Raw genomic sequence first — 15,083 nt, forward strand, 5'->3', positions numbered from 1 at the left:
TGACAATTTAGAATTATTATTTTTTTACTGATGTCCCCATTTTTAACAATATATTTTCATTTTCAGTATATGCTTATTCTTTTTCCAAGTATATCAAAGTCCGTACATGTCTACCAAATAAATCAAACTGGTAATAGCAGCAGCTCCTAATGACAATTCTCGTTTGTTAACGGCATCAAAAACGTCGGTTTCGGAGTGATGGTGGTCAAAATAACGCTGAGAATCAGGGACTAATCCCGCTAATACATTATTTTCAGTCTGTAAAGGGCTGATGTCCAATCCTGGATATCCTTTTCTAAATAAGTGTATATAATATGGAGTAAATAATTTTTCCCACATCTTTATCTTCTCTATTTTTTGGGCTTCACCACGCAAATTAAATCCACGAGGAGAAAATCCACCCGCATCTGTCTCTAAAGCAAAGATTTGATTTTCTCTATTTTTTTTGCTTTCTTCAGCATATTTTTGACCACCTCTCGCACCATTTTCTTCATTAGCGAAAAGAACAATGCGAATAGTGCGTTTTGGTTTGTAATTCAATGATTTAAAGATACGAATAACTTCTAAACTTTGAGCAACACCAGCTCCATCATCATGGGCTCCATGTCCAACATCCCATGAATCAAGATGAGCTCCAAAGGTAATAATTTCATCGGGATAGAGGCTTCCTTTGATTTCCCCAATTACGTTGTAAGATTGTACATCGTCGAATGTTTTACAATTCTGTTTGAAATAAAATTCCAATTTTGGATTTAAGATAAGCAGTGTACTTAATAAATCGGCTCCTTTGGTGCTGATTGCTGCGGCAGGAATGTGTCTGCTTTTTGGCAAGTCTTCATATGACATTACTCCTGTGTGAGGATGGTCGTCAATTTTATGAGATAATGATCTTACAATCACAGCGATGGCTCCTTTGTTTACTGCAACTCTTGCTCCTGAGTAACGCTGTGATCCACAGGCACTGTACGAATCAAATGCGTCAATATATTCATTAGGTAAAGCTCCATTTAGGAATACAATTTTTCCTATAACACTGTTAATATCTGCTTTTTCTAAGTCTTCCAAACTTTTAAATTCAATGACTTGTCCCTTGATTCCCGAAGCAGGTGTTGCAACCGAGCCTCCCAGTGCTAAAATGGGAACCGGAGTAATTTTATTTTTAGCAGTTTGGATATAGGCATATTCAGGCAAACCACGTACCCAATGAGGAACCATCACGGGTTGTAGCTTAACATCAGTGTTCAATTCCTCAAGTTCGGTTTTCAAAAATTCAATCATTTTTTTCTCACCATGTGACCCCGACAGACGATGTCCTATCTGATAGCATATATGGTGCAACCAATCGTATGCCTTGCCCTTTGTTAAAGTTTCGGTGTGGATTGAACGCAACATAATTGAATCCTTCTCAAAAGTTTGTGCGTTTGAAGTAAAGAAAGCAACGCAACAGATTACAGTGATTATATTTTTCATAAACGTTTCTTTGATTTCGTAATATTTTCTATTCTATTTAGTTAATACCATTCCACTTGAAATTTTAACCACTAAAATATCCAAGTTTTACTCGCAAATATAAAATAATATTTTGTCACATGAAAATATTTTTTTAACATCTGCATAAACTATCCGAAATTTTGAATAAAAGAAGAACCTGAGAATTTCGTACGTTTATCAAGCTCTATTTTTTCAAAATATAGACACTTCAAGCGAAACGAAATACGAAATAAACCTGTAATTGGACAAATTAGTTTTCGTCTCATTACAAATTTTAAATATATAAATATTTAATTATGAACGGTATAGGTTGAATTATCCTATCAGGTATATCACTAATTGGAAGTGTTATTCGGACAACTGAATGAATGTTAAACGCTACTCTGTATTAGGTTTTGGAATATTCCACTAAGCAGTGCTTATATTCATGCAAAAGCATGAATCTAGTGTTGCTTTTCAGCGATATGAAGTAAAATAAATACTTTCTTTTTATGAGCGAAAAAATGGTAAAATTTCAGATTTATGCAGCCATATTATTATCTTCTTTTGGAATAGATGAAATGGTTTTATTATGATAAAGGCAATACTTAGTAATTTTAAGAGTAAATAATACCATGATACGACATTTGAAACTTAATTATGTGTACAATGAAAAGAAAATCAAAGTGAAAGAATAAAAAAACTACGTAAATACTTTTCAATAGAGATAATCAGTAGGTTTACAACTAAGTTTATTTTAAATCAAATAGTTAAAAACAAAAATGTCATAAAATTAAAAACTTTTGGCAGGAATAGAAAAATAAGTTTTTGGTAGAAAAAGATTAAAAAATCTTTTGGTATTTAAACGCTTTTTTTATATCTTTGTTACGGTTTTAATGAACGTGAGATAACAAAAAAATAGACAACATGGTAGCAACAGAACTTAAAAAACCTTTCGTTGGAGGAAAATGGGAAAATCAAGTTGATTTAGTCGATTTTATTACCAAAAATTACACTGAGTATCGTGGAGATGCCTCTTTTTTAGAAGGTCCTACCGCTGATACGACTGAGCTTGTAAGGAAATTTGATGAACTGATGAAGCAAGAGCGTCTTAACGGCGGGGTTGTTGACATGGACACAAAAATTCCTTCAACCATACTTTCTCACTCTGTAGGATATCTAGACAAAGAACGTGAGAAAGTAGTTGGATTACAAACAGATAAGCCTCTAAAACGAGCTTTAATGCCTTTTGGAGGTATTAATATGGCGATACATAGTTGCGAAGCTTATGGATATAAAGTTGAAGATGAAGTAGTTAAAATTTTTACAGACTACCGTAAAACACACAATCAAGGGGTTTTTGATGTGTATACTCCTGAGATGCGTGCTGTGCGTAAATCGGGGGTAATTACTGGACTTCCTGATGCTTATGGAAGAGGTCGCATTATTGGAGACTATCGTCGTGTAGCTTTGTACGGAGTAGATCAGCTTATCCAATTCAAAGTAAAGGATTTCAATGAGATTGGATCCGATGGTGTGATGACCGAACATATTATTCGTGACAGAGAGGAAGTAGCTGAACAAATTCGAGCTTTGAAAGAGTTAAAAGAACTTGGAAAAATGTACGGTTTCGATATCTCAAAACCTGCTACGAATGCTCGTGAAGCAGTTCAATGGCTTTATTTTGGATATTTGGCAGCTATCAAACAACAAAACGGTGCTGCGATGAGTATCGGAAATATTGCTACTTTCCTTGATATTTACATTGAACGTGACCTACAAGACGGAACACTTACTGAAGTGGAAGCTCAAGAACTCATTGACAACTTAGTGTTGAAACTTCGAATGGTGAAATTTGCTCGTACGCCCGATTACAACCAATTGTTCTCAGGAGATCCGATTTGGGCAACACTTATCGTTGGGGAAATGCTTGATAATGAAAGATCTTTGGTAACGAAAACCGATTTCCGCTTCATTCATACTCTCGACAATATGGGGAACTCTCCTGAACCTAATTTGACAGTTCTTTGGTCTTCAAGACTTCCAAAAGGATTTAAAGATTTCTGTGCTGAATCTTCAATTAACCATTCAGCAATCCAGTATGAGAGTGATGAGCTTCTTTCTGACTTCTTGAAAACCTGTGATAAATCAATAGCTTGTTGTGTATCGGGAATGACCACCGGAAAAGACATGCAATTTTTTGGAGCGAGAGCCAATTTAGCTAAAGCATTACTTTACGCTATTAACGGAGGACGAGATGAAATGACAGGCGAACAAATTGGACCTAAAACAGAACCTTTACGTGGCGTATTAAACTATGATAAGGTAATCGAAAGTTACGATCAATTTATGGAATGGTTGTGCAAATTGTACATCAATACATTGAACGTAATCCACTATATGCATGATAAATATTCTTATGAAAGTTTGGAAATGGCACTACACGATACTAATGTTCGTAGGTTTATGGCTACAGGTATCGCAGGTTTCTCAGTTGCCGTGGATAGTTTGTCTGCAATAAAATATGCTAAAGTAACTCCAATTGTTGATGAAACGGGACTTGCAATAGACTATAAAATCGAAGGGGAATTCCCTACATTCGGAAATAATGATGATCGTGCGGATGCTATTGCTGTTGAATTATTGAAAAAATTCATGACAATGCTTCGCAAACATAAAGTGTACAGAGCTGATGAAACTACAACATCCATTCTAACAATTACATCGAATGTCGTTTACGGTAAAAAAACAGGAAATACTCCTGATGGAAGACGTGAAGGAGAACCTTTCTCACCAGGAGCAAATCCAATGAATGGAAGAGACAGAAGTGGTGCGTTGGCTTGTTTGAGTTCGGTAGCTAAAATTCCATATGAATACAGTCGAGATGGAATAAGTCTTACGGCGGCTTTCACACCTTCGTCATTAGGAAAAACTAAAGGTGACCAAATAAAAAATCTAACTTCGATGATGGATGGTTACTTCTTACAGGGAGGTTTCCATTTGAATACAAATGTGTTTAATAAAGAAATGTTAGAAAAAGTAATCGCAGCTCCTGAGGAGTATCCTAATTTTACAATTCGTGTATCGGGATATGCAGTAAGGCTTATCAGTCTGACACCTGAACAACAGCGTGACGTATTGAGCCGTACAATGCATGAATTGATGTAATTATTAAAAGAACATAACATTAGAAAATGAAAGTTGTCCGCCTTCGGACAGCTTTCATTTCGTTTGTTCTAATAACTTACTTGGGTTATATCCATAAAAAATTAATATATCACAAGTAAAAGTTCAATATTCGTTAAAATATTGTTGAATTAGTTTCCAGTCTTTGGTTTTTGTAAGTGCAAGCATCAGTAGTATACGTGCTTTTTGCGGATTTAGAGTTTGAGCGGCTACGAAATTGTATTTAGTATCATCTACTTCGGCATCAAGAGTTGTCGCACCCATGGGTACACGCGATGAACGTACGATTTGAATACCTTTTTTCTGAGCTTGTACAGCTAAATCAAATAGTGTGTGATAAAAATTTCCGTTTCCTACACCTGCATAGACAATTCCATCGAATTGAGCATCTATAAAAGCTTTCATTGGAAGTTCCGACATATTAGAATACCCATAAACGATACCTACTTTTGGTAAAAATTTTAGATTATCTACATCAAAAATAGATTGTGTGGTATGTTTATTTTGAGGCATTCTACTGAAAAAAGTTTTTCCATTATGGATATATCCTAATTTGCCAAAATTCGCACTTTGGAATGTTTCCACAGCCAATGTATTGCTTTTGATTACATCTTTAGCATCGTGTATAACATCATTCATCACTACCATTACCCCTTTGTTAGTAGCCTTTGATGAAGCTGCAACTACTATCGCATTGTACAAGTTCAAAGGCCCATCGGCACTCATTCCTGTAGCTGGACGCATGGCTCCAACCATCACCACAGGTTTATTGCTATGAACTGTAAGATTAAGAAAATAGGCTGTTTCTTCCATAGTATCCGTTCCATGGGTGATCACAACACCATCGTAATTTTCTTTTGTAAGAAGTTCATTGACTCGTTTGGAAAGTTTCAGCCATACTTGATCGTTCATATCCTGTGAACCTATTTTTACAAGTTGCTCTCCACTAACTTCTGCTACATTTTTTACCTCTGGAACGGCTTGTAGTAATTCATAAATTCCTAATTCACCAGCCTTATAATTACTGTCGGTGGTTGATTTACTAACTCCAGCGATAGTTCCACCAGTGGCAATAATGCGTATCATAGGCTTTTGTCCGAAGACTGCCATAGGTATGAAAATAACTAATAAAAGGATAATTTTTTTTGGAATGTTCATAAAATATATTGTATTGGATATTAATTTATTATATAATCATAAAAACAAAATCAGGAAATATCCAACAGCGATAGAAACAATGGTAGCAACAAAGCCAGGCAGTTGAAACGAATGATTAAGTACATATTTTCCAATTCGAGTAGTTCCTGTACGGTCAAAACTAATAGCTGCTACTACAGTGGGGTAGTTTGGAATGAAAAAATACCCATTTACGGCAGGAAACATGGCAACCAGAGCCAATGGAGGAATGCCCAAAGCAATTCCCAACGGGTAAAGTGTACGCACCGTAGCGGCTTGGCTAAACAGCAAAATGGACATTACAAAAAGAGCTATAGCAAACAAAAATGGATAATCAGTGACTATATGTTCAATATGTGTTTTAAAAAATTCAATATTTCCATTAAAAAATGTATCTCCCATCCATGCGATGCCAAAGATAGCAATTACGGCCTGCATTCCTGCTATAAAGACGCTCCCTTTAACTGCTTTATCTACATTCGTTTTAGTGAAAATAAGCATCAATCCTGCAATGGACATCATCACAATTTCGATAATTTCAGTCATTCCGAGTCGGTAGGAAGTGCCATCGGTTAATACAAACGAAGGTCGTAAAGAAGGAATAGACCCGAAAATAACAATTAAAAGTACACCTATTAGAAAAATAATTACCGAAATAAGTGCTTTTTGGTTTTCCTTAGCAGATATTTCATAAGTTGTTTGTTTCTCATTTTTTAAAATTCCGTCACGTACTCTTCGTTGATACTCGGAATCTTTTTCCAAATCTACCCCAATAAATCGTACGGCAAAAGCACCAACAATCACCCCTATGAGCGTAGAAGGGATACATATCATTAATATATCACTGAGTTCAATGCCTTGTCCTCCCAGAAGCGTTGTTCCTAAAAGAGCTGCCGTAGCTGCAGAAATGGGACTTGCTGTAATGGCTTGTTGCGAAGCAATTACTGAAATACTTAACGGACGTTCAGGACGAACTTTACTTTCCGTAGCAATTTCCGAGATGATAGGCAAAAGCGAATAAGCTATATGTCCCGTGCCAGAAAGAAACGTAAAAATATAGCATACCACTGGAGCTAAAAACGTAATCATTGAAGGATTCTTGCGAAGAATTCGTTCAGCTACCCTTACCAAGTAATCCAATCCTCCAGCTGCTTGTAAAGCTGCTGCTGCTGTGATAACCGAAAGGATAATAAGCATCACATCAATGGGAGCATTTCCTGGTTTCAAACCAAAACCAAATACCAGAACAGCAAGTCCTAGCATCCCAAAAACTCCTAATCCAATTCCTCCCACACGAGCTCCTACAAAAATAGCTACTAAAACAACAAATAATTCCGTGAAAATCAGCCAATCCATAGTATTTCAAAATTTGCCCCGAAATTACGAAATAATGCGCTATTAGCCTACGATTTTAACACTATAATTTGTGGTATGGAGCATTTTATATATCTTTGCTGAGAAATAGAGATTTTTAGGATTTAAACTTTAGAAGCGGTTTTTGAACCTATTAACTCATATATTTTTGAGCAAAATGAATTTATTATCCGTAGAAAACATATCCAAATCGTTCGGTGAACGTGTTTTATTTCAAAACATTTCCTTTGGCATCAATAAAGACCAAAAAATAGCTTTTGTTGCTAAAAATGGAACTGGAAAAACGACACTTTTAAACATATTGTCAGGAAAAGATCAACCTGATAGTGGTCAGGTAGTGTCCAGAAATGGAATTCACATCGCTTTTTTATCGCAAAATCCGGAATTTAATGAAGATTTTACTATTGAAGAAACCATCTTTTCTGTGGATAACCCCATTTTGAGAATCATTCAGGACTATGAAAAGGCTTTGAAAAATCCAAGTGATGAAAAAAATTACCAAAAAGCCTTTGAAAAGATGGAACTGCACAATGCGTGGGACTTTGAAACTCAGTACAAGCAAATCCTATCACGGCTTAAATTGGATAACCTACAACTAAAAGTTAAAAATCTTTCAGGCGGACAAAAAAAACGATTAGCGTTAGCAAACGTCCTGATTACTAAACCTGACTTACTCATACTTGACGAACCTACCAATCATCTTGATTTAGAGATGATTGAGTGGTTGGAGCAATTTTTTGCTAAGGAGAATATTACCCTATTTTTGGTTACACACGACCGTTATTTTTTGGAACGTGTCTGTAATGAAATAGTGGAACTTGATAATGGAGAATTATATACTTACAAAGGGAATTACTCTTATTTTCTTGAAAAAAAAGAGCAACGTCTGGCTCAGGAACAAGCTAGTATCGATAAAGCTAAAAATTTATATGTCAAGGAATTAGACTGGATGCGTCGTCAACCAAAAGCTCGTACAACCAAATCAAAATCACGTATTGATGATTTTTATATCATCAAAGAACAAGCACACAAACGCCGTAAAGATCATGTAGTGCAACTTGAAATCAATATGGAACGTTTGGGAAGCAAAATTGTTGAATTTCACAATGTTGGCAAACAATTTGGTGAAAGAATTATTCTCAATAAATTCAACTACAACTTCTTACGTGGCGAACGGGTTGGAATTATCGGGAAAAACGGCACAGGAAAATCAACTTTTTTGAATCTCCTAACACAAAAAATAGAACCTGACAACGGAAAAATTGTTATTGGTGATACAATTAAATTTGGATATTACACTCAAGAAGGAATTGAAGTAAAAGAAGGACAAAAAGTTATCGAAGTAATTCAGAAATATGGTGAATATATCCCTTTACTCAAAGGAAAAACGCTTTCCGCAGCTCAATTATTAGAAAGATTTCTATTTGATCGTAAAAAACAATATGATTTTGTTGAAAAATTGAGTGGTGGTGAATTAAAAAGGCTCTATTTGTGTACGGTTTTGATTCAAAATCCTAACTTTTTGATTTTAGACGAGCCTACAAATGACTTAGACATTGTAACTTTGAATGTTTTGGAGGAATTTCTGTTGGATTTCCCTGGATGTTTGCTGGTAGTATCTCATGACCGCTATTTTATGGACAAAATAGTAGACCATTTATTTGTTTTCCGAGGTGATGGAGTAGTGGAGGATTTTCCCGGTAACTATACGGATTTTAGGGTATATGAAGAAAGCACACCTCCTGTTGAGGTAAGTTCTGAGAAAAAAGAAACTACTAAAAATGTATGGCGAAAAGATGGTTTAAAAGGATTGTCTTTTAACGAACAAAAAGAATTTAATCGATTAGAAAAAGAAATTTCTATTCTGGAAGATAAAAAAACAAGCATTGAAGATTTATTTTCTAAAGGAGAACTCAATTCAGATGAAATTCAACAAAAATCAATGGAATTACAGCAAATTATTACTGAATTAGAAGAAAAAACAGAACGTTGGTTTGAACTTTCAATGAAAATGGAAGAAAATGGAAATTAATTTGTCAGAACTACCCAAACTTGCCAAGCAAAAACGGGATGAAAGTTTACAGTTTTTTGCACAATTGAAGAAAAAACCTCCTAAAAAATTAGATTATATGATGCAGGAAATTCATGATGAGGTTTCTGCTGAAGTTGACTGTCTACAATGTGCTAATTGTTGTAAAACAACAGGACCACTGCTAACAAACATAGATATTGATCGAATTTCCAAGCACTTACGCGTAAAACCATCGGATTTTATCACCAAATATTTACGTGTGGATGAAGATAAAGATTATGTATTTCAGTCAATGCCTTGTCCTTTTTTAGCATCCGATAATTATTGCTTAATCTATGAGGTTCGACCCAAGGCTTGTCGTGAATATCCACATACTGATAGGAAGAAAATATATCAAATAGGTAATTTGACAGTAAAAAATACGGAAATTTGTCCAATAGCTTTCAAAGTGGTAGAAAAAATGAAAGAAAGTATTAAGGTAAGATAGAAATGTGGCACAAAACTAAGGAAGAATACCAATTTTATTTACAACTGCAACGGGGAATGTCTAAGAATTCAATAACTTCCTACGGATTGGATATCGAAAAACTCATTTCCTATCTCGAAACCTATCATATTGCAGAAACTCCCAACACCATTTCGGTGGATACCTTACGACAATTTGTATATGAAACTTCTAAAGAGTTGAATTCACGCTCACAAGCTCGGCTCATCTCAGCTTTGAAGAGTTTTTTTAAGTTTATGATGTCTGAAAAAAATCGGGAAGATTATCCTATGGATTTGATTGAAAGCCCTAAAATAGGATTGAAACTACCCGATACCCTTACTCTGGAAGAAATTGATAAATTATTAGAATCCATCGATTTACGCATAGACGAAGGACATCGAAATAAGGCTATTATCGAAACACTTTATGGTTGTGGATTACGAGTTTCAGAGCTAATTTCTCTACGATTATCTGATTTATTTTTTGAAGAAGATTTTATTCGAGTGATGGGCAAAGGAAGCAAACAAAGACTTGTTCCCATTGGAGAATTTACAAAAAAACAAATATCAAATTATATTCATAATCAGCGAAAAAAAATCAAAATTGCCAAAGGGCATGAAGATTACGTTTTTCTAAACCGAAGAGGAAAACAACTCACTCGAGCAATGATCTTTACCATTGTTCGGCAAACAGCGGAAAATATTGGATTACAAAAAAAGATAAGTCCACATACTTTTCGACATTCTTTTGCTACGCATCTACTCGAAAATGGTGCAAATCTACGTGCTATTCAAACAATGTTGGGACATGAAAGCATCACAACTACACAGATTTACGTCCATGTTGAGAACTCACATCTAAGGGAAATGTTGGTAAAGTTTCATCCTCGTCGTACGTTTGATTTATAAAAACTACTCGGCATATTTTTCATTAAACCGCTGTAGTACAGCTTCTACACTGCGAATTGATTTTTTTGTCCAATCAATGCGAATACATGTTTTTTCTTCTTCTGTAAGTTGCCATGAAACATCTGATTTTCTGAGTTTTTCAGTCAGTTGCTGCAAAATAATGGCTACACAAACCGAAATGTTTAAACTTTCAGTAAAACCTACCATTGGAATTTTTAGGTAAGTATCCGCTTGATTCAAAACTTCTTTTGAAAGACCACTTTTCTCCGTTCCGAAAAAGAAAGCACTCTTTCGGGTGATGTCAAAATCGTTTAGCAAATAAGCATCTTGATGGGGAGTTGTAGCCACAATTTGGTAGCCTTTTGCACGAAGGGTATCCATACACTCTTGGGTAGATTCATACCGAAATGTGTCCACCCATTTTTGAGCTCCCATAGCAATTTTAGCATCCAATCGCTTCCCAAAACGCTGTTCAATCAAATGAGCTTGTTGCACACCAAACACTTCACAACTGCGAATCACGGCACTGGTATTGTGCATTTGAAAAACATCCTCAACGGCAACCGTAAAATGATTAGTCCTTAGCGATAGAATTTCGGTAAAGCGTTCTTTGCGTGAGTCCGTAATGAAATTTTCTAAATATGTCAAAAGTGTATTCTGATTCATTGCATTTTATGGATTAAAGAAACTTCATTTTTTTGAATTTTCTGTGTTATATATAAAATAAATTTGCCCTCCAAAAGAAATAACACTATGCCTGTGAACATGTTCTTTTAGAGGGCGAAGTTACGAAAAAATAATTTGTTTATTTCATTTCAGATAGTATATGAGTTATGTCATAAACAAACATTTCATCGGAAAGTGAATCAAGCGTGTACAATTTGTTGTTTGTGAAATCAATATCAAAAGAAGTAGCTAAATGATCTAATTTCAGTTCAATCAAAGGATTTCCTTCCCAATCGAACAAGAAGATGGTTGGTAAATTTTCACGATTCGTTTGATAGTTTTTCTCCTTTTCGTTTATGAACATAACTCCAAAAAATTTTTTAAATGAGCGAACATCACAAAATGTATACATCCGATTCCATCTGAATGTATTTTGAATACTTGTAATGCTATTCATCTCTTTACCCAAACATATTGTTTTTGCTATAGTATCATTTTGTAGCGAGTACATATTTATGTAGTTAAGTCCTAAGGGCATTTCTACTAAAATATCTTTTTCATGATCGTATTTAACAAGCGTTGATAATATGTTCGTATCCTCGCCTCTTCTTACGTGAGCTTCATTGAGTTTTGCCAATGGAGGAGGTATTCTTTTGTTGTTTTGGCGGAACATAAATCGCTCTTGTGAAGTAGCTTCGTTATTCAGTGTTTTACAAAAGAAATGAGTTTCATCAAGCATCTGAACATTGAACAGCGATTGGGGTAAATCCAATTCGGAAATAATCAATTCTTCCGTTTTATTTGCCAATACCTGAGAAATATTTAACTTACAGAGCTTTCCTCTATTAAAATCATAAATGTGAGCTATCCATTCATTATTTTGATTTGATATCCAAGTCTGCGTACAAAGGTTAGGAGCCATAGGAAAATCATTAGGTCCTTGTCCTTTTTTCAAAAATGCTCCCAAAACTTTTTGTTTAGGCAATGAGACCAATTTCCATAAGGCATCACTGTCATTGGTTGATAAAAACAATAAGCTATCTACAATACGAAATCTATTGATTCCCAAAACTCCAAAATCAACCATTTTTTCTTTGATAAGAGACCGTGATTTGGGAAAGTTTTCAACATATTGAACTTCATCAAATGACATATATTCATTAGATAGCGTTTTCTCTTTACAAGAAATTAAGGAGAAGAAACATAAGTATAAATATATAATTTTTCTCATGGTTAAATCTATTATTGTGTTTAATTATAAATCGCTGAATACCATCAATTAATCCATAATGTTATTTACAACGCGACTAATTATTTCTTTAAACCCTTCGTACATAACCTTTTTAGAAGCTTGATATTACATTGTTTTATGTTTATACCTATCAGCCATAATTAGATAAAACACAAACCCTAACAATCCGCCTATGATAAAGCCCGTAAGCACATCACCAGGAAAGTGAACTCCTAAATAAATTCGGCTGTAACCCACTAAAAATGACCACAAAAGCAACACAAGAAATAGCCATTTTATTTTCTTACGGAATAATCTACCAAAAAAGACAGCTACTGCCATTGAACTAGCTGCATGAGCCGAAAAATAGCCGTATTTACCACCACAAATAATCAAACGCATTTGGGAAATTAGACTTTCGTCATGACACGGACGCAATCGCTCAAAACCGTATTTAAAAACATTCGCCAATTGGTCGGTAGCAACAATCATCAGGGCAACACAAACTAATATTACGATAGTTTTCTTCCACTTAAAGTACTTGAAACAGAAAAAAAGCAACAAAACATACAAAGGTAAAGCAGAAAATTTATGACTTATAAAGAGCCAAAAAATATCCCAATGCTCTGAACCTAAGCCATTAAGGTAAAGGAATAACTCTTTATCTTTTTCTATAATATATTCAAACATAATGGATTGTTATCTTAGGCTTCAATATTGATCTTATCTGTTAGTATATATTCCCTATAAAAAATATTAAAAAATATCCGAGGTGTGGATTTTCAACTCAGGAAATTTAACCGATGTAATATATTCATCTACAACGGGTTTCAAAATTCTGTACTTTCCATCTTCCAAAACATTCACTAAAATATTTTCGTCCGTTGGGTTTACAATCCAATATTCTTCCACACCCGATTCTTGGTAAAGCTCAAACTTGTTTTTCATTTCTTTTTTCGAATTTCCCGGCGAAAGAATTTCGATAATAAGGTCAGGAGCTCCAATACAGCCACGTTCATCCAATTTGCTTTCATCACAAATTACACATAAATCAGGTTGAACTACCGTGTGAATATTATCACCTTTTTCGTCCTTTTTAGGCAAACGTACATCAAACGGAGCTGAAAACAATTGACATTTTTTATTTTTAAAATAGATATGAAATTCTCCATGTAATGCTGAAGAAACTTTCTGATGTTTCAAACTGGGTGCAGGTGACATTTTGAAAATCTTTCCTTTGAGAAGCTCCACACGCTCTTCAAATCTCCAAAGAAGGTAGTCTGCGTATGTATATACACCGTTTACTAAATCTAACTGATTGATATTATTAATAGTAGCCATAAGGATTATTCTTTATGTTAAAAAATATCCGAGGTGTGGATTTTCAACTCAGGAAATTTAACCGATGTAATATATTCATCTACAACGGGTTTCAAAATTCTGTATTTTCCATCTTCCAAAACATTCACTAAAATATTTTCGTCCGTTGGGTTTACAATCCAATATTCTTCCACGCCCGATTCTTGGTACAATTCAAATTTATTTTTCATTTCCTTTTTAGAATTCCCGGGCGAAAGAATTTCGATAATAAGGTCGGGCGCACCGATACAACCGCGTTCGTCCAATTTATTTTCATCGCAAATCACGCACAAATCGGGTTGCACCACTGTGTGAATTTGGTCGCCTTTTTCGTTCTTTTTAGGCAATCGAACATCAAACGGAGCGGAAAATAATTGACATTTCTTTCCTTTGAAAAATTGCCATAATAAACCACTTAAATTTATCGAGATCTTTTGATGCTTCACACTCGGTGCAGGCGACATTCTGAAAATTTTTCCTTTGAGAAGTTCTACGCGTTCTTCAAATTTCCAAAGCAAATAATCGGCATAGGTATAAACGCCGTTTGCTATGTCTAACTGATTGATATTCGTGATTGTAGCCATAATAATTCTTTTTTTACGTTAAAAAATATCCGAAGTATGGATTTTCAGCTCGGGAAACCGAACCGATGTAATGTATTCATCTACAACGGGTTTCAAGATTCTGTATTTGCCGTTTTCCAAAACATTGACCAAAATATTTTCGTCCGTCGGGTTTACAATCCAATATTCTTCCACGCCCGATTCTTGGTACAATTCAAATTTGTTTTTCATTTCCTTTTTAGAATTTCCGGGCGAAAGAATTTCGATAATAAGGTCAGGCGCACCAATGCAACCGCGTTCGTCCAATTTGTTTTCATCGCAAATCACGCACAAATCGGGTTGAACTACCGTGTGAATATTATCACCTTTTTCGTCCTTTTTAGGCAAACGTACATCAAACGGAGCTGAAAACAATTGACATTTTTTATTTTTAAAATAGATATGAAATTCTCCATGTAATGCTGAAGAAACTTTCTGATGTTTCAAACTGGGTGCAGGTGACATTTTGAAAATCTTTCCTTTGAGAAGCTCCACACGCTCTTCAAATCTCCAAAGAAGGTAGTCTGCGTATGTATATACACCGTTTACTAAATCTAACTGATTGATATTATTAATAGTAGCCATAAGGATT

At 34.9% G+C, this 15,083-nt stretch carries 13 protein-coding genes; 4 read left to right on the forward strand and 9 right to left on the reverse strand.

Annotation, left to right across the window (positions count from 1 at the left end; all coding sequences use genetic code 11):
• Nucleotides 1–93: 93 nt before the first annotated feature.
• Entirely contained in the window at nt 94–1,470 is a 1,377-nt protein-coding gene (locus CGC49_RS10915) for a M20/M25/M40 family metallo-hydrolase (protein WP_095912619.1), read from the reverse strand.
• A 927-nt stretch (nt 1,471–2,397) separates the two neighbouring features.
• On the opposite strand from CGC49_RS10915, the gene pflB reads away from it, so the two are divergent.
• Entirely contained in the window at nt 2,398–4,638 is a 2,241-nt protein-coding gene (gene pflB / locus CGC49_RS10920; protein ID WP_042009039.1) for a formate C-acetyltransferase, read from the forward strand.
• 123 nt (nt 4,639–4,761) lie between these two features.
• Here pflB and ansB read toward each other — a convergent pair whose 3' ends face one another.
• Together ansB and CGC49_RS10930 are read right to left on the reverse strand one after the other, a co-directional pair.
• Nucleotides 4,762–5,814 carry an L-asparaginase 2 gene (gene ansB, locus CGC49_RS10925; RefSeq protein WP_095912620.1) on the reverse strand — a complete coding sequence of 351 codons (1,053 nt, stop codon included), beginning with the start codon at nt 5,812–5,814 and terminating at the stop codon, nt 4,762–4,764.
• Nucleotides 5,815–5,850: 36 nt separating this feature from the next.
• Nucleotides 5,851–7,179, reverse strand: coding sequence for an anaerobic C4-dicarboxylate transporter family protein (locus CGC49_RS10930; protein WP_095912764.1), 1,329 nt, complete (start codon nt 7,177–7,179; stop codon nt 5,851–5,853).
• Between the two features lie 184 nt (nt 7,180–7,363).
• On the opposite strand from CGC49_RS10930, the gene CGC49_RS10935 reads away from it, so the two are divergent.
• Genes CGC49_RS10935 through xerD form a run of 3 tightly spaced genes read left to right on the forward strand, consistent with a single transcriptional unit; the run spans nt 7,364 to nt 10,633 of the window.
• Nucleotides 7,364–9,238, forward strand: coding sequence for an ABC-F family ATP-binding cassette domain-containing protein (locus CGC49_RS10935; RefSeq protein ID WP_095912621.1), 1,875 nt, complete (start codon nt 7,364–7,366; stop codon nt 9,236–9,238).
• Nucleotides 9,228–9,725, forward strand: coding sequence for a YkgJ family cysteine cluster protein (locus tag CGC49_RS10940; RefSeq protein WP_042005357.1), 498 nt, complete (start codon nt 9,228–9,230; stop codon nt 9,723–9,725). The genes CGC49_RS10935 and CGC49_RS10940 overlap by 11 nt, the downstream gene beginning before the upstream one ends.
• A 2-nt stretch (nt 9,726–9,727) precedes the next feature.
• Nucleotides 9,728–10,633 (forward strand): site-specific tyrosine recombinase XerD, encoded by a 906-nt coding sequence (gene xerD / locus CGC49_RS10945; protein ID WP_095912622.1) that lies wholly within the window; start codon nt 9,728–9,730, stop codon nt 10,631–10,633.
• A 3-nt stretch (nt 10,634–10,636) separates the two neighbouring features.
• Here xerD and CGC49_RS10950 read toward each other — a convergent pair whose 3' ends face one another.
• The 6 genes from CGC49_RS10950 to CGC49_RS10975 all read right to left on the reverse strand — a co-directional run bounded on the left by CGC49_RS10950 (nt 10,637) and on the right by CGC49_RS10975 (nt 15,076).
• Nucleotides 10,637–11,299 (reverse strand): RNA methyltransferase, encoded by a 663-nt coding sequence (locus tag CGC49_RS10950; RefSeq protein ID WP_042005355.1) that lies wholly within the window; start codon nt 11,297–11,299, stop codon nt 10,637–10,639.
• 139 nt (nt 11,300–11,438) lie between these two features.
• Nucleotides 11,439–12,530: a BF3164 family lipoprotein gene (locus tag CGC49_RS10955; protein ID WP_095912623.1), complete on the reverse strand. Its 1,092-nt coding sequence runs from the start codon at nt 12,528–12,530 to the stop codon at nt 11,439–11,441.
• A 126-nt stretch (nt 12,531–12,656) separates the two neighbouring features.
• The gene (locus CGC49_RS10960) at nt 12,657–13,220 is read right to left on the reverse strand and encodes a phosphatase PAP2 family protein (RefSeq protein WP_095912624.1); all 564 of its coding nucleotides are present in this window, start codon (nt 13,218–13,220) and stop codon (nt 12,657–12,659) included.
• 66 nt (nt 13,221–13,286) lie between these two features.
• Nucleotides 13,287–13,871, reverse strand: a complete 585-nt coding sequence (locus CGC49_RS10965; protein WP_095894387.1) for a Uma2 family endonuclease — start codon at nt 13,869–13,871, stop codon at nt 13,287–13,289.
• Between the two features lie 17 nt (nt 13,872–13,888).
• On the reverse strand, nt 13,889–14,473 hold the full coding sequence (locus tag CGC49_RS10970) for a Uma2 family endonuclease (RefSeq protein ID WP_095912625.1): 585 nt from the start codon (nt 14,471–14,473) through the stop codon (nt 13,889–13,891).
• Between the two features lie 18 nt (nt 14,474–14,491).
• Nucleotides 14,492–15,076 (reverse strand): Uma2 family endonuclease, encoded by a 585-nt coding sequence (locus CGC49_RS10975; RefSeq protein WP_095912626.1) that lies wholly within the window; start codon nt 15,074–15,076, stop codon nt 14,492–14,494.
• Between the last annotated feature and the right edge of the window lie 7 nt (nt 15,077–15,083).

The organism is Capnocytophaga sp. H4358, assembly GCF_002302515.1.
In the GTDB taxonomy this organism is placed as follows: domain Bacteria; phylum Bacteroidota; class Bacteroidia; order Flavobacteriales; family Flavobacteriaceae; genus Capnocytophaga; species Capnocytophaga canis.